This window comes from Streptomyces lacrimifluminis (assembly GCF_014646095.1).
Classification (GTDB): Bacteria; Actinomycetota; Actinomycetes; order Streptomycetales; family Streptomycetaceae; genus Streptomyces; species Streptomyces lacrimifluminis.
The window spans coordinates 164,635-185,514 of record NZ_BMMU01000014.1; the positions used below are offsets into that span (position 1 = coordinate 164,635).

Sequence of the window (20,880 nt, forward strand, 5' to 3'; positions counted from 1 at the left end):
CTTGCCGGGAAGCACCCGGGACGGAAAGTGCCCGGGAAGACAATCCCCCGGCGACGGGAAGACGTCAGGAGAAACCCCCATGAGCCTCCCCGTGAGCACCGGCCCGGTGCGGATCGTGCGCCACCCCGACGGAGTCGTCGAGCTGAGACTGGACGATCCCGGGCGGGGCAACGCCCTGGATCTCGGCACGGCCGAGGCACTGCGGGACCGAGCCTTCGAGGTGGCCGCGGATCCCGGCGGCGCGGTCCTGCTGCGGGCGGCGGGCGACAGCTTCTGCGTGGGCGGTGACCTGCGCGCATTCGCCGGTCGTGGCGCGGAGACCGGCACCTATGTGCACGCCGTGGCGAGTGCCGCCCATGCCGCGATACAGGCCCTGTACGAACTGCCGGTGCCGTTGGTGACCGCCGTGCGCGGCGCGGCGGCGGGCGGTGGCATCGGTCTCGCCCTGGTGGGCGACATCGTCCTGGCGGCCCGGTCCGGGCGGTTCCGGCTGGCGTACACGGCGATCGGACTCACACCGGACTGCGGGGCGTCATGGTTCCTGCCGCGCCTGGTGGGCCCCCGTGGGGCGGCGGACCTCATCCTCACCAACCGGGTCCTGACCGGCGACGACGCCGAGCGGTGGGGCCTGGTCTCCCGGTGCGTCGACGACGGGGAACTGGACGACGCGGCACACCGGACCGCGGCCGAGCTGGCCGCCGGCGCCACTGGCGCACTGCGCGCCGCGAAGGCTCTGCTGCGCGTCGGCGCCGGGGACGAACTGCGCCGTCACCTGGCCGAGGAGGCGCGTTCGATCGCCGCCCTGGCGGACGGCCGCGAGGCACAGGACCGCATGGCGTCGTTCCTCGCGGCGCGGGGCCGCCCGAAGGCGGGCGACAGCCGCTCCGGGGCCAGGGAATCCGAAAGTGTTTCTTGAGTTCCTCTTCACTAACAGGCCCGCCTGGGCGTAACCTCCGGGCAACACAGATCCGAGGAACCGGTCACCACAGAACCGGGGAAAAGGTGTGGCGATGCCATCTGCTGCCGTGGACCTTCCGGACGCTCCCGACGAGCCCCTGACCGAGGCCGTCGTCGACCTCGTTCTGCGGGGTATGTGGCGCGGCCGGCCGGAGTCCGAGCACCGTCCGCTGGTCGACGCCGGGCTGGCGATGGTGAAGGGGCCGGTGGTGCTGCCGACCGAGCGCGCCAAGGCCGCCGCCGCCCAGCTCCTGCGGGTTCCCCCCGGCTCCGAACAGGAGGAGCGGACCACCGCGGCGTACGAGGCGTTCCTGCCGGTCAACCGGAAGATCCGCGATGTGTGCACCGCATGGCAGTGCCGCCCCGACGGCTCCGTCAACGACCACTCCGACGACGTCTACGACGCGGGGGTGCGCGAAGCACTGGAAGACGTGCACGAGGCCATCCAGCCCGTGCTGCGCCGACTGGACCAAGTGCTCGTGGGCAGCGGGGAGTACCTGACGGCCCTGGAGGAAGCCCTCGACCGCTTCGACGACGGCGCGCCCGCCTGGCTGGCCTCGCCGCTGTGCGACTCGTACCACACCGTGTGGATGCGCCTGCATCAGGAGCTGCTGCTCGTGCTGGGAATCAGCCGGGCCGAGGACGAGGCCCGCGAAGAGGAGCTGGTCACAAGGAGCCGGGGGTGAGCGTCACCGACCGCGAGGCGGACCCGCTCGCACAGCCCGGACCGCCTGTCGCCCCCTCCACCACCCCCGGGACCCCTGGCACCCTCGGCACCTCCGGGCCCCCGAGGACCTCCGCAGCCCCCGGGACCGCCGGGACCCACGGGCCCCTCGGACTCCCCGACGCCCCCCGTGACCTCGGGACCGCAGTGCCTTCCGCGACCCCCGGCCGGACCCTGGTGCCGTACGGGCAGGGACGGATCCGGGGCCTCGACGCGGACGAGCTGGGCGCGCACGGCGCGGCGATGGACCGGCTGGTCGCCCTCGGCCTGCCGGTCGTGCCCGGGCTCACCGTGCCCGCCGGCGCCGCCGCGTCGCTGTGCGAGACCGACACCGCCGAAGCCGCCGTGGCCCTGGTCGAACAGCTCGCGGGACGGCGTATCGGGGACACCGCCCGGCCGCTGCTGCTGCGCCTGTCGGCGAGCGCGCCCACCGACATCGCCGGGCTCCCGCCCGACCTGGCCTGTCTCGGCATCGCCCCCGCCCGTGCCGACGACCTGTGCGCCGTCATCGGGCGGGCGGACGCGCTGTACGAGGTGTGGGCCGCCACCGTGCGCATGATCGCCGAGTACGCCCTCGACGTGCCCGGGGCGGTGCTCGACGACGCCCTCCTGGACACGTCCGGGCCCCGGGAACGGCTGGAGACGCTGCTGTCGCTCGTGGCGGAACACGGCTCCGGGCCCTTCCCCGACGATCCGGCACAGCAGCTCGCACTGGCAGCGCGTGCTCTTCTCGCCCGGTGGGACTCGCCGCGTGCGAGAAGATCCCGCCGATCCCAGCGGCTCCCCGCCGAGCTGGCCGTCGCCCTGCATGTCCAGGCGCTGCGCATCGGCCCGGCGGACCACTCGGGCTACGGCACGGCCGTCAGCCGCGACCCCGAGACCGGACGCCTCGCTCCCCAGGGTTCCTTCTTCCGGGGGGTTCGCCGCAGCGCTCCGCCGCCGCACACCGGTGAACCGCTGGACCGGCTCGCGGGCGGCACCGCGCTGCTGGAGCACTCCCTGCTCACCCTGGAGCGGCATCTGCGTGCCCCGGTGTCGGTCGACTTCGAGGTGCGCGACGACGAGATCTCCCTGCTCGCCGCCTCCGCACAGCTCCGGCCACCACTGCGGGCCTCGGTATGTCTGGCCGCCGACCTGGCCCGGGACGGGGCGATCGGCCGCGAGGAGGCCGTCCGGCGGATCACACCCGCGCAGGTGCAGGAACTCCTGCACCCCCAGCTCCGGCTGACCGGCGGGGAGGAACTCCTGGTGAAGGGGCTGCCCGCCTCACCGGGGGCGGCGACCGGTGCGGTCGTCCTCTCCAGTGAACGTGCCCTCGAACTGGCCGCCGACGGTACCCGGGTCGTACTCGTGGCCGCCGAGACGACCCCGGCGGACGTCCCCGGGATGCTGGCCTCCAGCGCCGTGCTGACCGGCAGCGGCGGGATCGCCTCGCACGCCGCCGTGGTGGCGCGGGGCGCCGGCAAACCCGCCGTGTGCGGCGCCGAGGGACTGCGGGTGGACCTGGCCGCGGGGACGGTCCGATTCGGGGAACGGGTGGTCGGCGAGGGCGACCCGATCTCGCTGGACGGCCGTACCGGCGCCGTCTACGCGGGAACCCTGAGCGTCAGCATGGCAGGACCTCCGCCCGAACTGGCCACCCTGCTGGAGTGGGCGGACGACACACGCCGGCTGGGCGTGCGGGTCAACGCCGACACGGCCGCCGAGGTGGAGACGGCCCTCGCGCTGGGCGCGGAGGGTGTCGGACTGTGCCGTACGGAACACCAGTTCCTCGGCGAGCGGCTGCCGCTGATCCGCCGGGTGCTCCTGGCCGCTGACCCGACCGCCCGTGACGAGGCGCTGTCGGCCCTGGAGCGGGCCCAGCACGAGGACTTCACGGCACTGCTGGCCGCCGTAGGGAACCGCCCGGTGACCGTGCGCCTGCTGGACGCCCCGCTGCACGAGTTCCTGCCCTCCCCCGGGCAGGCCCTGGACGCGGCCGAGGAGCAGCGGGCCGACGCGTTGCGCGAGGCGAACCCGATGCTCGGGTTGCGCGGGGTACGGCTGGCGCTGCTGCACGAGCGGCTCTACCCGGCGCAGGCCGAGGCGCTGTTCACGGCATGGGCCGATGTCGCCGCCACCGGGATCCGGCCGGAGCTGGAGGTGATGATCCCACTGGTCAGTCTGCCCGAGGAACTGGCAGCCGCAGCCGCGTACGTACGCGGTGCCGCAGACGCGGTCGCCGCCCGCACCGGGGTGGAGGTCCCGTACCGGCTCGGCACGATGATCGAGACCCCCCGGGCCGCCCTGCTGGCCGGTGAACTCGCCGAGCACGCCGAGTTCTTCTCCTTCGGCACCAACGACCTCACTCAGCTCACCTACGGATTCTCCCGGGACGACGTCGAGCGCCAGGTGCTCGCCGACTACCAGGAGCGCGGGTTCCTCACCGCCAGCCCGTTCGCACGGCTCGACCCGCACGGGGTGGGTGCGCTGATCGCCCTGGCGGTCGAACGGGCACGGGAGGTACGGCCCGGCATCAAGCTGGGCGTGTGCGGTGAGCACGGCGGTGACCCCGAGTCGATCGCGTTCTGCGACGGCCTCGGCCTCGACTACGTCTCCTGTTCCGCGCACCGCGTGCCGGTGGCCCGGATGGCGGCTGCCCACAGTTCCCTGCGGGAGCGGTACGACGACAGCGGGAGCGCACGATGACAAGCACCGCCACCGACGGTACGGCCCTGTCGGACACCGAGCTGGAGGACCTGCGCGAGACCGTACGGTCGGTGTGCGCGGACGCCGGCGGCACCGCCGCGGTACGCGGGTTGTCCGAGGAGGCACCCGGCATCGACGCCGGGTTGTGGGACGCCCTCGGCCGGCAGGTCGGTCTCGCGGCCCTCGGCCTGCCCGAGGCGGCCGGAGGCATGGGCGGGCTCGCCGAGATCGCCGTCGTCTGCGAGGAACTGGGCAGGACACTGGCACCGGTACCGCTGCTGTCCTCCACGGTGCTGGCCGGTCAGGTGCTGGCCGCCTGCGGTACGGCCGACAAGGCGCTGGCCAAGCTCGCCGAAGGCACTGTGCACGCCCTGGCGGTGGCCGCGCCCGACGGGGCGTGGCGGGCCGACGCCGTTCCGGTGGGCGTCTCCTGGCGGGGCAGCGTCCCGCTGCTGGACGGCACCGCGCCGTTCGTTCTCGACGGCGCCGACGCCGAGGCGCTGGTGGTTGCCGCGGCCGGGACCGACGGCGTGGACCTCTTCCTGGCCGACCCGCGCGAGCCGGGGGTCACGGTGCGCCGGGTGCCCACCCTGGACCTCAGCCGGGGCCAGGCGGTGGTCACCTTCTCCGGCGCCCGGGTGCGGGCGCTGACCGCCGGCGGTGAGGGGGCTGACGTCGTCTCCCGCGCCCTGGACGTGGCCCTGGTGGCGCTGGCCGCCGAGCAACTGGGCGGCGCGCAGGCCGCGTTGGACATGACGGTGGCCCATGTCCGCGACCGTACCCAGTTCGGCCGGGCGATCGGCGGCTTCCAGGCGGTCAAGCACGCCTGCGCCGACATGCTGCTCCAGGTCGAGGCCGCACGGTCGGCCGTGGTGCGCGCGGTCCGGGCGGACGGCTCGTCTCAGTCGCTGGCCGAGGCGGCGGCGGTGGCACAGGCGTGGTGCGGCGAGGCGTTCGTCTCCGTCGCCGCCGAATGCGTGCAGCTCCACGGCGGTATGGGCTTCACCTGGGAACACGACGCGCACCTGTACTTCCGGCGCGCCCAGTCCGACGCCGTCCTCCTGGGCGGCGCCGCACACCATAGGGAACGGCTGGCCGGCCTGCTGGGCTGGTGACACGGAAGAAGGGAGGGACCATGACCACCAGGCTGATCGAGGAGTCGTTGTTCGAGAACCGGGGGAATCCGGAGTTCGACGACGGGGATCCACCGCGTCTCACGGGCGCCCGCTGCTCCGGGTGCGGCACCGTCGTCTTCCCCCGGCAGGACTCGTGTCCCCGGTGTTCGGGCGGGGCGATGTCCGCGCGGACACTGCCGGTGAGCGGGCGTGTGTGGTCGTGGACGCGCCAGGCGTTCCCGCCGAAGCCGCCGTACCGGACGCCGGCCGACGGCCACCGGCCTTACCACGTGGGCTATGTGGATCTCGGTGAGGTGCTGGTCGAGGCACTGTTGGCGGTTTCCCGCGCGGAGGTCCGGATCGGTCTGCCGGTCCGGCTGACCACGGTGCCCGCGTACCGGGACGAGGACGGAACCGAGGTGGTGACGTTCGCGTTCCGCCCGGAGCGGGACGGGGAGCGATGAGCCGGCGCGACGACGTGTACGTGGTCGGATGCGGGATGCGCCCCTTCGGCCGCGACGAGAGCGTCACCGGAATGGACATGGCCGAGCGGGCGGTGCGCGAGGCGCTGGCCGACGCCGGTGTCGCCTGGGACGACATCGGCTACGCGGCCGGCGGCTCCGACGTGTCCGGCAAACCCGACACACTCGTGGGCCGGCTGGGCCTGACCGGCGTGCCGTTCGTCAATGTGCAGAACGGCTGCGCGACCGGGGCCTCCGCCGTGCTCGCGGTGGCCAACGCGTTGCGGGCGGGCGAGGCCTCCCTGGGACTGGCCGTGGGGTTCGACAAGCATGAGCGGGGCGCGTTCCACGTGTCCGCCGCCCGCTACGGTCTTGGCGACTGGTACGCCGAGTCCGGCATGATGCTCACCACCCAGTTCTTCGCGCTGAAGACCCAGCGGTACCTGTACGAGTACGGGATCTCGGAACGCGCACTGGCGATGGTCGCCGCGCGGGCCTTCCGCAACGGCTCGCACCACCCCCTCGCCTGGCGTCGCAAGCCGCTGACGGAGCAGGAGATCCTCGACTCCGCCGAGGTCAGTCCCCCGCTCACCCAGTACATGTTCTGCTCGCCCGGACAGGGCGCGGCGGCCTTGGTGCTGGCACTCGGCGACCGGGCGTTCGATCTGTGCGAACGACCGGTGAAACTGGCGTCGTTGGCCTTCCGGACCCGGCGGTTCGGTTCGTTCGAGGTGTTCTCGCCCTGGCTGCCGCCGGGACCGCACCACAGCCCGAGCATCGACGCCGCGGAGGCGGCCTTCCGCACGGCGGGAGTACGGCCCGCCGATGTCCGGGTCGCGCAGTTGCAGGACACCGACAGCGGCTCGGAACTGATCCACCTCGCGGAGACCGGGCTGTGCGGCCACGGCGAGCAGGAGGAGCTGCTGGCCGCCGGGGTCACCCATGCCACGGGCCGGATACCGGTCAACACCGACGGCGGCTGTCTGGCCGGCGGGGAGCCCGTCGGCGCCTCCGGGCTCCGTCAGTTCCACGAGGTCGTACGACAGTTGCAGGGCCGCGCGCCCGGCCTGCAGGTACCTGGCGGTCCCCGGGTGGGCTTCACCCATGTGTACGGTGCGCCGGGGATCAGCGCGTGCTCGGTCCTGACGGTGTGAGAGGCGGCGGTCGAGGCATGGGAACTCCGGTCGGTATCCCGCTTTCCGGATCTCCGAGGCGGGGCTCGACGCCCTGACCCCACTGTTCGCGGCCGAGGCCGGGGCAGGGCGTCCTGGTCAACTCCGTCGACCCCGGCGGCCCCGCGGTGGGACGGGCGGCCTCTCCGTCCCACGTGGTCCGAAGGAGGGCGCCGACGCCCTGGTTTGGCCGCTCCCGTTCCAGAGGACCACGGGCAGGGCAGACTGTTCGCCGGCCGCGAGCCGCTTCCCGGGTGAACCGGTGCGCCGCCTCAGATCGGTGAGGTGACCGACTCCGTCGGCTGCTGCTCGGTCGCGACGATGCGCAGTGCCAGTGCCCTGACCGCCTCCAGGACGGACCGGGAGGGGAGCTGGGACAGCGGTCCTCCCTCCGCCCGCAGTGCGGTGACGAGCATGGTCGTACTGATCAGCGTGCGGACCGCGAGCGCCTGGGCCGCGTGCCGGGCCTTCGCCGCCCGGGGGCTGCGTGTGGTGCCCTCGGGCAGATAGTCGTAGCCGCGCTGGATGTGCCGCTGCTCGAACTCGTCCCGCAGCACCTTGACGTTGCCGTTGGCGGAGGCGACCTGGACCTGGTAGAGCCGGGCCTCGTCGGGGTTCTGCTCCACCCACTCCCACACCGCGTCGATGACCCTGACCAGGCCCTCCGCGTCCCCCGGCTCGGACTCCGGCCGGGCCGCTTCCACGACCGCGTTCAGCTGGTCGAAGACCCGGCGCATGGCCAGTTCGAGGAGTTCGTCCTTGCCGTCGAAGTGGTAGTAGACGGCCGTGGGCACCACCTGGGCCTCGTCGGCGATGTCCTGGATGCTGGTCTCCGCGAAGCCGTTGCGGCCGAACACCCGCACGGCGGCGGTGATGATGTGCTGCCGCCGCGAGGGGCGGTGGGCGGGCTGCTTGCCGTTCTTCGTGGTGGCCATCATGCTCCCTGCCTGCTGCCGTGACCCCATGTCCGAGGGCCCTGCGTACTGACCAGTGTATTCAGTAACTCCCACGGGCCGGTCGCATAATTCCCGCTGCTCATTGGCCTTCAGGGTAACGAGGTCCCGGCATACTTGACAGCATGACGACATCCGGAACCCGCGCCGCTCACCGTCCCTCGCGCAAGCAGTGGGTGATCGAGGCGGCCACGGAGTTGTTCGCCACTCAGTCGCCGGACGAGGTGACGGTGGCCGACATCGCCGCGCGGGCCGAGATGACCTCGGCGGCGGTGTACTACCACTTCTCCTCCAAGGACCAGGTCCTGGCGGCGGCCATGCGTGCGTTCGCCGCCGCGCTGCGCGAGCAGTTGGAGGCGATCACGCAGGCCCACGAACCCGGTTCGGACATCGGAGCGTCCGTCACCACGCTGCTGGCCTGGATGGGCGAGTACCGGTCCGCCGCCACCGTGTTCTTCGTGTCGTCGGCCGGCATGAGCCAGGACGCGGAGGCACTGCGCCAGGAGAGCCGCACGGAGTTGCTGCAGGAGTTGGTACGGCTGATCCGCAAGGCCCGTGCGTCCGTCTCCGACGCCGAGGCGGCGGTGATCGGTCTGGGTCTGCTGGCACTGCTGGAGACCGCCGCGATCTCCCAGGTCCGGGGGGACGACGTGTACCGGTCGCTGGGGCACCGTTCCTTCGTCCGTGAGGTCGGCGATCTCGCGGAACGGATCACCGACCCGGCCACCTAGGGTCTGTCGTTTGGAGCACGCCTGGGCCGCGGGGTGTGGTGCGCACTCCCCGGGAGGGGGGACCCCCAGCCGCGTTGTCGTCGGTTGCCGACTCCCCCACTCCCGACTCCGCTCGACCGGGAGGACCCCCATCGCGTCGACGCCCTCCTCCGCCTCGCAGCCGCACGCACCACACCCCGCCCCCACCGGCAGACAACGGCACCGCAACCCGAAGTCAGCGTGATCCAGACAACAGACCCTGGGCCTCGCGGACTGGGGATCACACCAACAGGCGGAGGGGCTTGCTCAGCAACTCTCCGACCGTGCGCAGGTACTCGGCGGCGGGCGCCCCGTCGACGGCCCGGTGGTCGAAGGTGAGGCTCAGGGTGAGCACCCGTGTCCGCAGTGGCCGGTCGTCCACCCACTCGACGCCGTCCCTGAGTCTTCCCACCCCCAAGATCGCGACATTGCCGGGGTTGATCACCGGGGTGAAGAAGTCGACGCCGTAGCCGCCGAGCGAGGTGACGGTGAAAGTGGCCCCTTCCAGCTGGGCGGGGGAGATTCGCCCCTCCCGCGCGGCCTGGGCCAGGGCCTTCGACCTGCGGGCGATCTCGGGCAGCGACAACGTCACCGCGTCCTCGATCACAGGGACCATGAGACCTCCCGGAACGGCCACGGCGAAGCCCAGGTGGATGCCGTCGAGCAGATGGATGCCGTCCTCCCGCACCGTCGCGTTGAGCAGCGGGTGCTCGCGCAGGGCCAGGGCGGCGGCCTTCAGAAGGAAATCGCCCAGGCTGGGCACCGCCAGTGTGCTGTCGGCCCACTCCTCCTTGAGCCGGTCCCGCAGGGACACCACGGCGTCCATCCGCACCTCGTAGCCGTGCGTCAGCTGAGCCATCTCCTGGAGGCTCGCATGCATCCTGCGGGCGATCGTGCCGCGCATCCCGGTGAGCGGGATGACGTCGCCGGGCTGCGGAGCCGCCGCGTTACGGCGGACAGGCGCCGGGGTGACCGCGTCGAGGTCCGACCGGCGGATCCGGCCGCCGGGCCCGGTGCCGTTCACCGCGGAGAGGTCGATGTCCCGTTCCTTCGCCAGCTTGCGGACCAGCGGCGAGGTAGGGGTACCGCCCGGAGGGGCCAGTGCGATGGGGATGTCGGGGAGCGCCGCGAGGAACTCCTCCACGTCCTCGGAGACGATCCGTCCGCCCCGCCCCGTGCCGCGTACGGCGGTGACGTCGATGTCGGCGGCTGCGGCGACCCGCCGGGCATTGGGTGAGGCCAGCAGACGGCAACCGGCGCCAACCGCGGAGGGGACTGCGGCGGCACCGAGCCCCTCGCCGGTTCCGGTGAGGGCAGGCAGGACACCCGTACCCGCACCACCGCCGAGGTCAGGCACGGCGGTGGCACCCGCGGCGCCGCCGGTCGGGGCGGGCTCGGCGGCCGTGGCCGCGCTGGACCCGGACCCGGCGGGCATCGGCGTACCCCCCGGGTCCGGTGGCTGCTCGCCCTCGGCCAGCAGCCAGCCGATGAGGGCCCCGGCCGGCAGGGTGACGCCCGCCGGGACCACAGGGTGGAACAGTCCCCCGGCCTCCGCCTCCACATCCACATCGACCTTGTCGGTGGCCAGCCGCAGCAGCGCGTCGCCCTCGGCGACGGCCGCGCCGGTGGACACCAGCCATTCGTCGATCGTGCCTTCCTGCATGGTCAGGCCGATCTTCGGCAGCAGAACCTCGACGGCCACGTCCGTCACGACCTTTCGAGGAGACGCCGGCAGCCCTGGGCGATGCGGGCGCGATCGGGCACGTAGGCCTTCTCCAGAACGGGAGAGAAGGGGACCGGCGAGAAGGGGGCCCCGATGCGCAGGACCGGCGCGTCGAGGTAGTCGAAGACGACGTCCTGGATCTGGGCGGCGATCTCCGCTCCGAGCCCGCCGAAGGTGACGGCCTCATGGACGACGAGCACCCGGTTGGTGCGGCGCACGGAGGCGAACATCGTCTCGGTGTCCAGCGGCTGCACGGTACGGGGGTCGATCACCTCGATCTCCACGCCCTCGGCGGCGAGTTCGTCGGCCGCCGCGAGGGCCTCCCCCACCATGCGGCCGAGGGCGATCACGGTGACGTCGGAGCCCTGCCGTGCGGTGTGCGCCTGACCCAGCGGGATGCCGTAGATCTCCTCGGGCACCTCGCCGGTGCTGCCGAGCAGGACCTTGTTGAGCATCACGACGACCGGGTTGTCGTCCCGGATGGCCGCGACGGTCAGGCCCTTGGCGGTGTACGCGTCGCTCGGCATCACCACCTTGAGGCCGGGTACGTGGGCCAGCCAGGCCTCCAGGCTCTGGCTGTGCTGGGCGGCGGCACCGAGGCCGGCGCCGGAGGCGGTGGTGATGGTGAGCGGCACGGAGAGCGCACCGCCGAACATGTACTTCATCTTGGCTGCCTGGTTGACGATCTGGTCCAGGCAGACACCGATGAAGTCCATGAACATCAGGTCGACCACGGGGCGCAGACCCCGGGCGGCGGCTCCCACACCGAGGCCGACGAGGGCGGCCTCCGAGATCGGGGTGTCGATCATGCGGCGGGGGCCGAACTCGTCGAGCAGGTTGTCGAACATGCGGAACACGCCGCCGTATCCGGCCACGTCCTCGCCTGCGACGAAGACGTTCTCGTCCTCGCGCATGGCCTGCGCGAGTCCCTCGTTGAAGGCCTTGACGTAGCTGAGTTTGCGCGTGGCGACGGCCGGCGCTTCGGTGGTGGTGGTCGTCACAGTCATGGCGGTCATGGCGGTCATCCCGAGTAGACGTTGAGCAGCAGGTCGGCGGGGTCGGGCAGCGGGCTCGCCTCGGCGTACGCGATGGCCGCGGCGATCTCGTCGCGGGTGCGCTGCCATACGTCGTCCAGCTCCGTACGGGTCGCGGTGCCGTCGGCGACCGCACGGGCCTCGATCAGGTCGATGGGGTCGCGGGTCTTCCACTCGGCGACCTCCTCGTCCGAGCGGTAGGGGTGCCGCAGACCCTTGACGCCCTGGTGGTCGAAGAAGCGGTAGGTCTTGGCCTCGATCATCATCGGGCCCGCGCCGGACCGGGCCCGTTCCACGGCCTCGGCGGCGGCGCGGTGGACGGCGACGGCGTCCATGCCGTCGACGATCACACTGGGCATGCCGTAGGCGGCGGCCCGGTCGGCGACATCCGTGATCAGCATGTGCGCGGACTGCGGGGTGAACTCGGCGTATCCGTTGTTCTCGCAGACGAAGATCACGGGCAGGCCGAGGATCGCGGCCATGTTGGCGCCCTCGTGCCAGGCGCCGATGTTGGTGGCGCCGTCGCCGAAGAAGGTCACGGCGACGTTGTCCTCGCCCTTGTAGCGGGCGGCGAAGGCGGCGCCCACGGCGATCGGGACGCCGGCCCCGACGATGCCGTTGGCGCCGAGCATGCCGCGAGTGAGGTCGTTGATGTGCATACTGCCGCCGCGGCCGAGGCAGGCGCCGGTGACCCGGCCGTACAGCTCGGCGTACATCTCGCGGAAGCCGACGCCCTTGGCCACGGCGTGTCCGTGGCCGCGGTGGGTGGAGGTGATCTGGTCGTCGTCGCGCAGGGCCGCCATCACCCCGGCGGCCACGGCTTCCTGGCCGACATAGAGGTGCAGGAAGCCGGGCAGCTTGCCCGCCTCCATGAGTTTGCCCGCCTCGGTCTCGAACAGCCGGATGCGCACCATGCGCTCGTGCAGGTCCTTGATGACCAGCGGGCTGATCTGCGGGCCGGCCTGCGATCCGGCCTGCGGGGATTTCTTCGACGCCGTCGACGCTCGTTGAGCCATCGTCCGCCCCTTCGTCCGAGGGAGGTTGCCAAGCAATCGGACTTACTTGTGCTGGTCTACAGTAACCAGCACGGGGCACCTTACTGAACAGCGTCTCTAATTACTATGCCCCGGAGCTGGGTCACTTCCCCGGGCGTCCACCAACTCCACGGCGTTGCCCTCCGGATCGGCCCAGAAGCTGATCCGCCGGCCGCGCGCGAGGACGACGACCGGATCCGACAGGGGCCTGGCCCCCGCGGCCGACAGCGCCGCCACCACCGGGTCCAAGTCGTCCACGTGGAAGGTGAGATACGACAGCCCCGGACGCCCGGTCGACAAGGGCTCCACAGGTGGCGACACCGGGACCGCCCCCTGGTCCGACCGGGGAAGGATCAACTTGACACACCCCCCTGAGGGCACCCGCAGCCAGACGACCACCAGCTCGCCGCCGAGCCCTGCCGGACCCCCGATCGACTCCGGTACGCGCGAGCGGTGCTCGACGCGACAGCCGATGACGTCGCAGTAGAAGCGCTCCATCACCCGCACGTCCCGCACCACCACACCCACCTCGAACGGCCGGGTCACGACCATCACACCCACCCCCACGCGACAGCGAGCTGCGACTTCGACACTTTCTATTGACAGAGCACACTAAGTCCTGTTGTCGTTTCGGACACAACCCAGCTGTCGCATTCAGAAGCCGGTCACCGGCTCGCGGCTGGGGAGAATGTGAGGACATCGTGGTCCAGACCAGTTCGCCGGAGATTCGTGAAACAGGCGCCGAGCGCAGGTCGCCGGTCTCGGCTCCGTCCGTTCCGGGCGCCCCCTCGACCCCCGAATACTCGTCGTGGATCAGCCAGGACCGATCCACCGACGCGGCATCGGAGACGATGCGGCGAGAGGCGGCGGAACTCGTCGAGCGGGTGATGGCGCACTACCGCGCCAACACCACGCACGAGGCGGACGGCCAGTGGACGGAACCCGTGGCCAACTACCTCGACGCCGACCGCTGGCAGCGCGAGACGGACGCCGTCCACCGGAGCGTCCCGCTGCCGCTCGCCATGTCCTGTGAGCTGCCCGGGCCGAACACCTACAAGGCGATCGACGTGCTCGGCATCCCCGTGCTGATCACCCGCGACCGGCAGGGCACCGTGCACGCGATGATCAACGCCTGTCGGCACCGGGGAGCCAAGCTCCTCGAACCCGGCTGCGGGGTCTCGAAGCGGATCACCTGCCCGTACCACTCCTGGTCCTACGACCTGGCCGGGGAGCTGCGGGGCGTGTACGCCGAGAAGACCTTCGGCGAGGTTCCGCGGGAGGGCCGCAGTCTCGTCCGGCTCCCGGCCGGGGAGCGCGCGGGCATCGTGTTCGTCTCGCTGGACCCGGCGGCCGAGCCCGACCTGGACGGCTGGCTGGGCGATCTGCTGCCGCTGCTGGAGGGCCTCCGGCTGGCGGAGTGCCACCACTACTCCACCGGCGAGCTGACCAGCCCCAACTGGAAGGTCACCCTCGACGGGTATCTGGAGACGTACCACTTCGCCTCGCTGCACCCCAAGACGGTGTTCGAGACGAACCTCTCCAACATGATGGCCCACGACACCTGGGGCCCCCACCAGCGCATCGCGCCGGCCCTGCGCCCCATCGCGCAGGCGGTCGACCTGCCGCCGGACCAGCGGGACCCCGGCGACTGTGTCGGCCCCATCTACTGGCTCTTCCCGGGCCTCGCCATCGCCGGTGGCTGGCGGCAGAAGATCGCCGTGTCCCTGGTGCTCCCCCGGACGGCGACCGAGTCGGTGACCCAGCAGATCATCCTGCTGCGGGAACCGGCGGTCACCGACGAGGAACGCCGGACCGCCGACCGGTTCGGCGAGTGGTTCCACGAGGTGGTCCGCGACGAGGACTACGCGACCACCTACGGAGTCCAGCAGGGCCTGAAGGCCCTCGACGGGACCGACTTCGTCTTCGGACGCAACGAGCCCGGACTCCAGCACTTCCACCGCACCATTCACCAGCACCTGGACAGAGGCGCCACAGCAGCCCCCAGAGCCACCAGGTGAACAACCAACAACACTCGCGGGAGAACACCATGGTGGCTACGGGCAGCCTCGACGGACGTGTCGCGGTGATCACGGGCAGCACGCGCAGTATCGGCCGCGCCATCGCCGAGGCCTTCCTGGCCGACGGCGCGACGGTCGTGGTCAGCGGCCGTTCGGAGGTCAAGGGCAAGCAGGCTCTGGAGGAGATGGGCGCCGGGGACCGGGCCGTCTTCCACCCCTGCGACGCGAACAGCCAGGAGGACATCGAGGGCCTCGCCGACTTCGCCGCCGAGCGCTTCGGCAGGCTCGACATCTGGGTCAACAACGTGGGCGGCAGCTCCGGCTTCGCCCCGATCCACCAGCTCAGCGACGAGGCGTGGCACGACGCCCTCAATCTGAACATCAACGGCTACTTCTACGGCACCCGCCGGGCACTGCCGAAGATGCTGGAGGGCGGCTGGGGTCGCATCATCAACATCTCGTCCGTGGAGGGCAAGCAGGCCAACAAGCCCGCGATCAGCCACTACATCACCAACAAGCACGCCATCCACGGCCTGACCAAGGCGACCGCCTTCGAGTACGGCACCCAGGGCATCACCTGCAACGCCATCTGCCCCGGCGCCGTCGACACCGACCTCATGCGGGCCGCGGGTCCCGCCGCGGCGGAGGCCGAGGGCATCTCGTACGAGGAGTGGCTGGGCCGTTTCGCCGAACATGCCGCCACCAAGAAGATCACCACGGTCGGGCAGGTCGCGGCGGTCGCGACGCTGCTCGCGAGCGAGGCGGGCGCGGGTATCACCGGCACGCTGATCAGCGTCGACGGCGGCACGGCACAGTGGTAGGCGGGGCAGGCGCGGTTACGGACGGCGGGAGACCTCGGTCATGAAGAGCTGGATCACGGACTGGCAGCGCAGTGAGCGGCTGCCGCACTACACCCGGGCCAACGCGGGCGAGACTCTCCCGGACCCCGCCAGCCCGCTGGGCTGGACCCTGGTCTGGGGACGCGGTCTGCAGGGCTGGCGCAACGGCTTCGTCGGGTTCGGCATCTACCGCGAGGAGGAGGTGGCCGGCCCCCGACCGCCCTTCGTGGGCATGTTCGGCGGCCACTTCTATCTGAACCTGTCCCACATGCGGCTGTTCGGCATCCGGATGGGCCAGACCGCGGACCAGATCGACGCGGCCTTCGTCGGCCAGCGCTCCGACACGCCGGTGTACGTGGCGCACCCGGACGACCAGGACGAGGAGCTGACCGGCAAGGCGGGCGCGACGCTCGGGCGGATGCTCGGCCAGGCCGGCTTCCCCGAGGCGGACGCCGACCGGGACCGGCTGCGCGCCCTGCGCCACTCGCGCCCCGACCTGACACAGCTGTCCGACGCCGAACTGGTGGCGTACGCACGGTCGTTGCTGGACGAGGTGGAGACGACCTTCCAGCGGCACGTCGAGTCGTCGCTGCCCGCGTCCGTCGGACCGGCGATCCTGGGCCCGCTGTGCGCGAGCGTGGGCCGCCCCGGCGCCATGCTCGACCTGATCGGCGGTCTGGGCGACGTCGACTCCGCCTCCCCCTCGACAGGGCTGTGGACGCTGTCCCGCCAGGTGGCGGCCTCGGCCGAGCTGACCGCGCTGTTCGACCGGGGCACGGCCGCGGTCGAGCAGGCGCTCGTTGCCGCGACCGGGGACCTGAAGGCGTTCCGTGACTCCTTCGAGGAGTTCCTGGCGGAGTCCGGCGACCGCGGCCCCAACGAGTGGGACATCCACGCGCTGTCCTGGGAGGCGGCGCCCGTCCAGGCACTGGCCCTGGTCGACCGCATCCGGCACAGTGCCGACGACGACTCCCCGGCCGCCCGCCGGACGCGGCTCACCGAGGGGCGCGAGCGGACGGCGCGCGAGATCCGGGCCGCGCTGCCCGAGGAGACGCAGCCCATGTTCGACGCCGGCATGCACGCCTCCCAGGTGTGGATCCCGGCCCGCGAGCGCACCAAGGCGAACTGCGTCACCGTCGTCAACGAGATCCGCATGGCCGTACGGGAGCTCGGTCGCCGCGGCGTCGAGGCGGGGATCTTCGCCAGGCCCGAGGACGTGATGATGCTGCTGGACACGGAACTCGACGACTATGTCGCCGCCCCGGCGTCCTTCGGGCCAGTGATCGCACAGCGGCTCGATGAGTACGCGGGCCTGTACGAGCTGGAGCCGCCGTTCTTCGTCGCCGAGGACGCGCAGACCGAGATCGACACCTGGCCGCGTCGCGCCGAGGAGCGGACCCCGGCGGCCGTCGAGGGCGATGTGCTCGGCGGTGTGGGCGGCAGCCACGGCACGTACACCGGCAGGGTGCGGGTGGTCACCGACCCGGCCTCGTGCGAGGCGCTGGAGCCCGGCGAGGTCCTGGTCGCGCCGATCACGGACGCGGCCTGGACACCGCTGTTCCTGGTCGCCGGCGCGGCCGTCGTGGACGTGGGCGCGCTCAACAGTCACGCCGTGGTGGTCTGCCGTGAGCTGGGCATCCCGGCCGTGATCTCCGTCGAGAGCGGGACGCGACGCCTGCGGGACGGCATGGTGATCACGGTCGACGGTGAGCGGGGCACGGTCACCGTGGACAGTGTCCCGGTGCCGCTCGGCAGCTGAGTACGCCGCGGGCCCGTCGCTGCCTTCCCCATCAGCGGCGGGCCCGCGGTCACGACCGCGAAAGGAACGCGTGACTCTCATGGCCGAGGAAATCATCGTCGCCGGCTGGATGGACTACGAGCCCGGCGACCGCGCCACGATGCTGGAGGCCCTCGTCGAACTGGGCCGACGGACCCGCGAGGAGGAGCCGGGCTGCCTGGACTACGCCATGACCGCCGATCCCGGCGACGAGGGGCGGATCCGGGTGTACGAGCACTGGACCTCCCAGCAGGCCCTCGACGAGCACTTCGCCACTCCGCACATCAAGGACTTCCGGACGGCCGTGGCGGGGCTGGCCCGGGTCGGGGTCTCCCTGACGTCCCACACGGTGGCCGCGTCCCGCCCCATGCGGTGAACACGCCCCACGCGGGAAAACGGCGCCCCCTGCCAGGGGGCGCCGTTTTTTCAGCACGCTCGCTCAGTGGGAGTCGTCCAGCCGCACGAGCATCTTGCCGATGTTGCCCCCGCCCAGCAGGGACAGCAGCGCCCCCGCGGCGTTCTCCAGGCCGTCCACGACCGTCTCACGCGCGGTGATCCGGCCCTCGGCGAGCCAGCCCGCGACCCGTCGCTCGAACTCCGGTCGCAGGTCGTCGTGGTCGCGGACGATGAAGCCGCGCAGGGTCAGCCGCTTGAGGACCGCCTGGATCAACTGGTTGATGTCCGCGGACCGTTGGCCGGACAGTCGGTCACCGCCGAACTGCGACATCATGCCGCACAGGGCGACCCGGCCGCCGGTCCGCAGCGCGTGCAGGGCGGCGGCGAGCTGCTCACCGCCGACGTTGTCGAAGTACACGTCGATGCCGTCGGGCGCCAGCCGGGCCAGCGCGTCACGTACCGGCTCGGCACGGTAGTCGGCGGCGGCGTCGTAGCCGAACTCCTTCACCAGCAGGGCGCACTTGTCCGGCCCTCCGGCGGTGCCGAGGACACGCTCCGCGCCCAGCAGACGCGCGAACTGGCCGGCGGCGGTGCCGACGGCGCCGGCCGCCGCCGAGACGAAAACGGTGTCGCCGGGGCGCAGCTCCACGATCCGGGTCAGGCCCACGTACGCGGTGAACCCGGTCTGCCCGAGCAGCCCCAACCAGGTGGGCAGCGGGGCGAGTCCGGGGTCGATACGACCCGCGCCGTCGGTGTCCGCCGCGTCCAGCACGGCCCGCTCCCGCCAGCCGAGCTGATGGCGTACGTACGTGCCTGGCGGCACTGCGGCGCAGCGGCTCTCCTCCACGACACCGAGGGCGCGGCCGTCGAGCGGCGCGCCCGGGGTGAAGTTGTGCGTGTAGTGCTTCTCGGTGCTCTCCAGGCGCCCGCGCATGGACGGGTCGACGCTCATGTAGAGGTTGCGCACGAGCAACTGCCCCTCCCCCAGGGGCGGCAGCGGTCGTTCCTCGACGGCGAAGTCGGTCGGAAGCGGCTCCCCAACGGGCCGACGCACCAGACAGACCACCCGGGTCGTACGCGGCGGCGTCACCGGATCACTGCTCCGGCTGCGGGGGCGTACGCCGCTGGGCGAGGCGGCCGACCCAGCCGGCCATCTGGAGGTCGGCGTGGCGCAGTTCGCCGGACTGCCACCGGGCCTGGAAGTCGAAGACGCCCTGCGCCCCGGTCCCGGGGTCGGTGACCTCGACCAGTCCGTCCTCGGTGAGCCGGTACACATGCCCGGTCAGCGGGTGGATCACTTGCTTGGACACGGGGGCCTCACTCCTGCACTCGGCGGCGCACGCCGCGCTTGGTCACGGTCACCGGGCCCTCGACCCGGAGCCGGCAGGCGAGCCGGGTCAGGCCGTCCACCGGCCTGCGCAGGGCCTCGATGCCCTCGCGCTCCAGCGGGCCCACCGGGGAACAGTTCTCGGCGCCCTCCTCCACCTGCACGAAGCAGGTACGGCAGGTGCCCTTGCCGCCGCAGACGGTGGGCCAGCGGTAGCCGAGTCGCTGGGCGGCGGTGAACAGGTCCTCACCGTCGAGGACTTCGAGCTCCTCGCCCAGGGGCCTGACCGCCACCCGGTGGGTCACTTGTCCATCCACTGGTCGAGCGTCCGGTTGAAGTGACGGATGCGGCTCTCCTGGTAGTTGGCCAGCGTGATGCCGGGCTTGCGCATCGCCTTCAGGCCCTGCTGGACGTAGGGCAGGTTCTCGCAGTCCTGGTCGAAGACCGGCCCGAGCACGCCCAGTTCGGGGATGTCGGCGAAGAGCATCTCCTCCGGCACCCAGCGGATCTTCGCCGGCGGCGGGATCTCGCCGGGCCGCTTCGGGGACGACATGAAGATGATCTCGGCGGTGCAGGAGTCGGGGTCGAGGCCGTTGGGCCGGAACCGGTAGATGATGTTCGACTTGGCACCGCCCCAGGGGTTGAAGTTGGGGAACAGCAAGTAGTTGATGGCGTCCAGCAGTTCGGTGTCCGGTGTGGCCGAGAAGTCCTGCGTCGAGGTGGCGGCCAGCTGTTCGCGCATCCGCTCGGCGAGGACCTGGCGGGCGGTGCCGCCGGGCGGGACGGCCGGCAGTTCCTCGCCCTCCCGCATCACCAGGTCACGGCCCTGGGCGGCGGCGTAGAACGCGCGCGAGTCGTAGAAGGTCTCCAGGACGTCCTGCTCCGTGACGGAGTCCGCCACGTGCGGGCTGGGAGCGCCCTGGATGTTGATCATCCGGTTCCAGTTCGGCTGGTCCGCCATGACGTCGTACTGCGAGTTGGCGTCGGCGAGCCACGGCAGCATCTGCGGGTGGGTGGCGATCACGTGGAAGGACTCGATGAACGCGTCCTGGGCGATCTTCCAGTTGCAGGGCAGCACCTTGCCGATGTGCAGCGACTTGTAACGGTTCTCCAGCGGCCAGATGTAGTACTCGTCGAAGGTGCCGCGGTAACTGTCGAAGGACTCGGCGTACGGGTCCATGTTGATGAAGACGAAGCCGCGCCAGGTCGCCACCTGCGCCTCGGGAAGGGCGAACTTCTCGGGGGTGACGTGCGGGAAGTCCCAGGCGCAGGGCGGGGTCTGCATGGTGCCGTCGAGGTTCCAGGCGAAGCCGTGGAACGAGCAGCGGAACTCGCTGACGTTGCCGCCGCCGGTGCGCAGTTTGCGTCCGCGGTGCAGGCAGACGTTGACGTAGGCACGGATCTCGTCGGGGGCCGTGCGGACGACGATGAGGGAGTCGTCTCCGATCTCGTAGACCTCGTGGTCGCCGACCTCGGGTATCTCGCTCTCCAGGCAGGCGAACTGCCACACGCGCCGCCAGACCTGCCGCATCTCGCGTTCGGCCCACTCCCGGGACGTGAAGCGGGCGGTGTCGATGTCCTCGCTGCCCAGGTGGTCGTTCCGCTCGTACCGCAGGGCGGGGGGAACGGGCCGGCTGTCCTGGTCGAGGTAGTCCTGGACGGTGGGCCCGGGGCACCGCGCAGCGGCCGGCTCCGATGTTGCGTCCATCATCTCTCCTCCGACAGAAACTTTAGAGTGAGTGTAGTTACCAGTCGCGGCCAGGAGCAACAGTCGCGTTGACGAGCGAACCCCGATCCGTACGAGATCATCATGCAATTTGAGTGTTTTCCTGGAATTTCTTGCGGCGACCCTCTGCCCAAGCCCGCTGCGGCATGTCACACTCCGAGCCACTTGAGGCTGTAGGTCCTCATAA

The 20,880-nt window shown here is 71.5% G+C and carries 20 protein-coding genes; 11 read left to right on the top strand and 9 right to left on the bottom strand.

Annotated elements, in window-relative coordinates:
- Positions 1-79 precede the first annotated feature (79 nt).
- From IEY89_RS21880 to IEY89_RS21905, 6 genes are all read left to right on the top strand, one after another.
- A complete protein-coding gene (locus tag IEY89_RS21880) occupies positions 80-916 on the top strand; it encodes an enoyl-CoA hydratase/isomerase family protein (RefSeq protein WP_189149147.1) in 837 nt (278 codons plus the stop codon).
- 94 nt (positions 917-1,010) lie between these two features.
- The gene (locus IEY89_RS21885) at positions 1,011-1,643 is read left to right on the top strand and encodes a hypothetical protein (RefSeq protein WP_229695353.1); all 633 of its coding nucleotides are present in this window, start codon (positions 1,011-1,013) and stop codon (positions 1,641-1,643) included.
- Positions 1,640-4,369 (top strand): putative PEP-binding protein, encoded by a 2,730-nt coding sequence (locus tag IEY89_RS21890; protein WP_229695354.1) that lies wholly within the window; start codon positions 1,640-1,642, stop codon positions 4,367-4,369. Before IEY89_RS21885 ends, IEY89_RS21890 begins: the two co-directional genes overlap by 4 nt.
- The gene (locus tag IEY89_RS21895) at positions 4,366-5,484 is read left to right on the top strand and encodes an acyl-CoA dehydrogenase family protein (protein ID WP_189149148.1); all 1,119 of its coding nucleotides are present in this window, start codon (positions 4,366-4,368) and stop codon (positions 5,482-5,484) included. Before IEY89_RS21890 ends, IEY89_RS21895 begins: the two co-directional genes overlap by 4 nt.
- Positions 5,485-5,504: 20 nt before the next feature.
- Positions 5,505-5,948, top strand: a complete 444-nt coding sequence (locus IEY89_RS21900) for a Zn-ribbon domain-containing OB-fold protein (protein ID WP_189149149.1) — start codon at positions 5,505-5,507, stop codon at positions 5,946-5,948.
- The gene (locus IEY89_RS21905; protein WP_189149150.1) at positions 5,945-7,099 is read left to right on the top strand and encodes a thiolase family protein; all 1,155 of its coding nucleotides are present in this window, start codon (positions 5,945-5,947) and stop codon (positions 7,097-7,099) included. Before IEY89_RS21900 ends, IEY89_RS21905 begins: the two co-directional genes overlap by 4 nt.
- A gap of 290 nt (positions 7,100-7,389) precedes the next feature.
- Here IEY89_RS21905 and IEY89_RS21910 read toward each other — a convergent pair whose 3' ends face one another.
- The gene (locus tag IEY89_RS21910; protein WP_189149151.1) at positions 7,390-8,055 is read right to left on the bottom strand and encodes a TetR/AcrR family transcriptional regulator; all 666 of its coding nucleotides are present in this window, start codon (positions 8,053-8,055) and stop codon (positions 7,390-7,392) included.
- A 140-nt stretch (positions 8,056-8,195) separates the two neighbouring features.
- Between IEY89_RS21910 and IEY89_RS21915 the strand changes: the two genes are divergently transcribed.
- Entirely contained in the window at positions 8,196-8,801 is a 606-nt protein-coding gene (locus tag IEY89_RS21915) for a TetR/AcrR family transcriptional regulator (protein ID WP_189149152.1), read from the top strand.
- 259 nt (positions 8,802-9,060) lie between these two features.
- Here IEY89_RS21915 and IEY89_RS41520 read toward each other — a convergent pair whose 3' ends face one another.
- The 4 genes from IEY89_RS41520 to IEY89_RS21935 all read right to left on the bottom strand — a co-directional run bounded on the left by IEY89_RS41520 (position 9,061) and on the right by IEY89_RS21935 (position 13,162).
- Positions 9,061-10,521 carry a dihydrolipoamide acetyltransferase family protein gene (locus IEY89_RS41520; protein WP_189149153.1) on the bottom strand — a complete coding sequence of 487 codons (1,461 nt, stop codon included), beginning with the start codon at positions 10,519-10,521 and terminating at the stop codon, positions 9,061-9,063.
- Positions 10,522-10,526: 5 nt separating this feature from the next.
- Positions 10,527-11,558 (bottom strand): alpha-ketoacid dehydrogenase subunit beta, encoded by a 1,032-nt coding sequence (locus IEY89_RS21925; RefSeq protein WP_229695355.1) that lies wholly within the window; start codon positions 11,556-11,558, stop codon positions 10,527-10,529.
- A 5-nt stretch (positions 11,559-11,563) separates the two neighbouring features.
- Positions 11,564-12,592 carry a thiamine pyrophosphate-dependent dehydrogenase E1 component subunit alpha gene (locus IEY89_RS21930; RefSeq protein ID WP_308437458.1) on the bottom strand — a complete coding sequence of 343 codons (1,029 nt, stop codon included), beginning with the start codon at positions 12,590-12,592 and terminating at the stop codon, positions 11,564-11,566.
- Between the two features lie 96 nt (positions 12,593-12,688).
- Entirely contained in the window at positions 12,689-13,162 is a 474-nt protein-coding gene (locus IEY89_RS21935) for a VOC family protein (protein WP_189149154.1), read from the bottom strand.
- Between the two features lie 149 nt (positions 13,163-13,311).
- On the opposite strand from IEY89_RS21935, the gene IEY89_RS21940 reads away from it, so the two are divergent.
- From IEY89_RS21940 to IEY89_RS21955, 4 genes are all read left to right on the top strand, one after another.
- A complete protein-coding gene (locus IEY89_RS21940; RefSeq protein WP_189149155.1) occupies positions 13,312-14,628 on the top strand; it encodes an aromatic ring-hydroxylating oxygenase subunit alpha in 1,317 nt (438 codons plus the stop codon).
- Between the two features lie 29 nt (positions 14,629-14,657).
- The gene (locus IEY89_RS21945) at positions 14,658-15,449 is read left to right on the top strand and encodes an SDR family NAD(P)-dependent oxidoreductase (RefSeq protein WP_189149156.1); all 792 of its coding nucleotides are present in this window, start codon (positions 14,658-14,660) and stop codon (positions 15,447-15,449) included.
- A gap of 40 nt (positions 15,450-15,489) precedes the next feature.
- Positions 15,490-17,226, top strand: coding sequence for a PEP-utilizing enzyme (locus IEY89_RS21950; protein WP_189149157.1), 1,737 nt, complete (start codon positions 15,490-15,492; stop codon positions 17,224-17,226).
- A gap of 79 nt (positions 17,227-17,305) precedes the next feature.
- Positions 17,306-17,620, top strand: coding sequence for a putative quinol monooxygenase (locus tag IEY89_RS21955; RefSeq protein WP_189149158.1), 315 nt, complete (start codon positions 17,306-17,308; stop codon positions 17,618-17,620).
- A gap of 63 nt (positions 17,621-17,683) precedes the next feature.
- Here IEY89_RS21955 and IEY89_RS21960 read toward each other — a convergent pair whose 3' ends face one another.
- Genes IEY89_RS21960 through IEY89_RS21975 form a run of 4 tightly spaced genes read right to left on the bottom strand, consistent with a single transcriptional unit; the run spans position 17,684 to position 20,678 of the window.
- Positions 17,684-18,694 (bottom strand): NADP-dependent oxidoreductase, encoded by a 1,011-nt coding sequence (locus IEY89_RS21960; RefSeq protein WP_229695356.1) that lies wholly within the window; start codon positions 18,692-18,694, stop codon positions 17,684-17,686.
- Positions 18,695-18,734: 40 nt separating this feature from the next.
- Entirely contained in the window at positions 18,735-18,950 is a 216-nt protein-coding gene (locus tag IEY89_RS21965) for a transposase (protein ID WP_189149160.1), read from the bottom strand.
- 7 nt (positions 18,951-18,957) lie between these two features.
- Complete coding sequence (locus IEY89_RS21970) at positions 18,958-19,284, bottom strand: 2Fe-2S iron-sulfur cluster-binding protein (RefSeq protein ID WP_229695357.1); 327 nt, start codon at positions 19,282-19,284, stop codon at positions 18,958-18,960.
- Positions 19,269-20,678, bottom strand: a complete 1,410-nt coding sequence (locus tag IEY89_RS21975) for an aromatic ring-hydroxylating oxygenase subunit alpha (protein WP_189149161.1) — start codon at positions 20,676-20,678, stop codon at positions 19,269-19,271. The genes IEY89_RS21970 and IEY89_RS21975 overlap by 16 nt, the downstream gene beginning before the upstream one ends.
- Between the last annotated feature and the right edge of the window lie 202 nt (positions 20,679-20,880).

What these genes read in the sequence shown, in the direction of transcription:
- IEY89_RS21925 (WP_229695355.1), bottom strand. Translation starts at nt 11,558, where the DNA reads ATGACCGCCATGACTGTGACGACCACCACCACCGAAGCGCCGGCCGTC.
- IEY89_RS21935 (WP_189149154.1), bottom strand. Translation starts at nt 13,162, where the DNA reads ATGGTCGTGACCCGGCCGTTCGAGGTGGGTGTGGTGGTGCGGGACGTG.
- IEY89_RS21910 (WP_189149151.1), bottom strand. Translation starts at nt 8,055, where the DNA reads ATGATGGCCACCACGAAGAACGGCAAGCAGCCCGCCCACCGCCCCTCG.
- IEY89_RS21945 (WP_189149156.1), top strand. Translation starts at nt 14,658, where the DNA reads ATGGTGGCTACGGGCAGCCTCGACGGACGTGTCGCGGTGATCACGGGC.
- IEY89_RS21885 (WP_229695353.1), top strand. Translation starts at nt 1,011, where the DNA reads ATGCCATCTGCTGCCGTGGACCTTCCGGACGCTCCCGACGAGCCCCTG.
- IEY89_RS21900 (WP_189149149.1), top strand. Translation starts at nt 5,505, where the DNA reads ATGACCACCAGGCTGATCGAGGAGTCGTTGTTCGAGAACCGGGGGAAT.
- IEY89_RS21880 (WP_189149147.1), top strand. Translation starts at nt 80, where the DNA reads ATGAGCCTCCCCGTGAGCACCGGCCCGGTGCGGATCGTGCGCCACCCC.
- IEY89_RS21905 (WP_189149150.1), top strand. Translation starts at nt 5,945, where the DNA reads ATGAGCCGGCGCGACGACGTGTACGTGGTCGGATGCGGGATGCGCCCC.
- IEY89_RS21975 (WP_189149161.1), bottom strand. Translation starts at nt 20,678, where the DNA reads ATGATGGACGCAACATCGGAGCCGGCCGCTGCGCGGTGCCCCGGGCCC.
- IEY89_RS21950 (WP_189149157.1), top strand. Translation starts at nt 15,490, where the DNA reads ATGAAGAGCTGGATCACGGACTGGCAGCGCAGTGAGCGGCTGCCGCAC.
- IEY89_RS21930 (WP_308437458.1), bottom strand. Translation starts at nt 12,592, where the DNA reads ATGGCTCAACGAGCGTCGACGGCGTCGAAGAAATCCCCGCAGGCCGGA.
- IEY89_RS21955 (WP_189149158.1), top strand. Translation starts at nt 17,306, where the DNA reads ATGGCCGAGGAAATCATCGTCGCCGGCTGGATGGACTACGAGCCCGGC.
- IEY89_RS21915 (WP_189149152.1), top strand. Translation starts at nt 8,196, where the DNA reads ATGACGACATCCGGAACCCGCGCCGCTCACCGTCCCTCGCGCAAGCAG.
- IEY89_RS21895 (WP_189149148.1), top strand. Translation starts at nt 4,366, where the DNA reads ATGACAAGCACCGCCACCGACGGTACGGCCCTGTCGGACACCGAGCTG.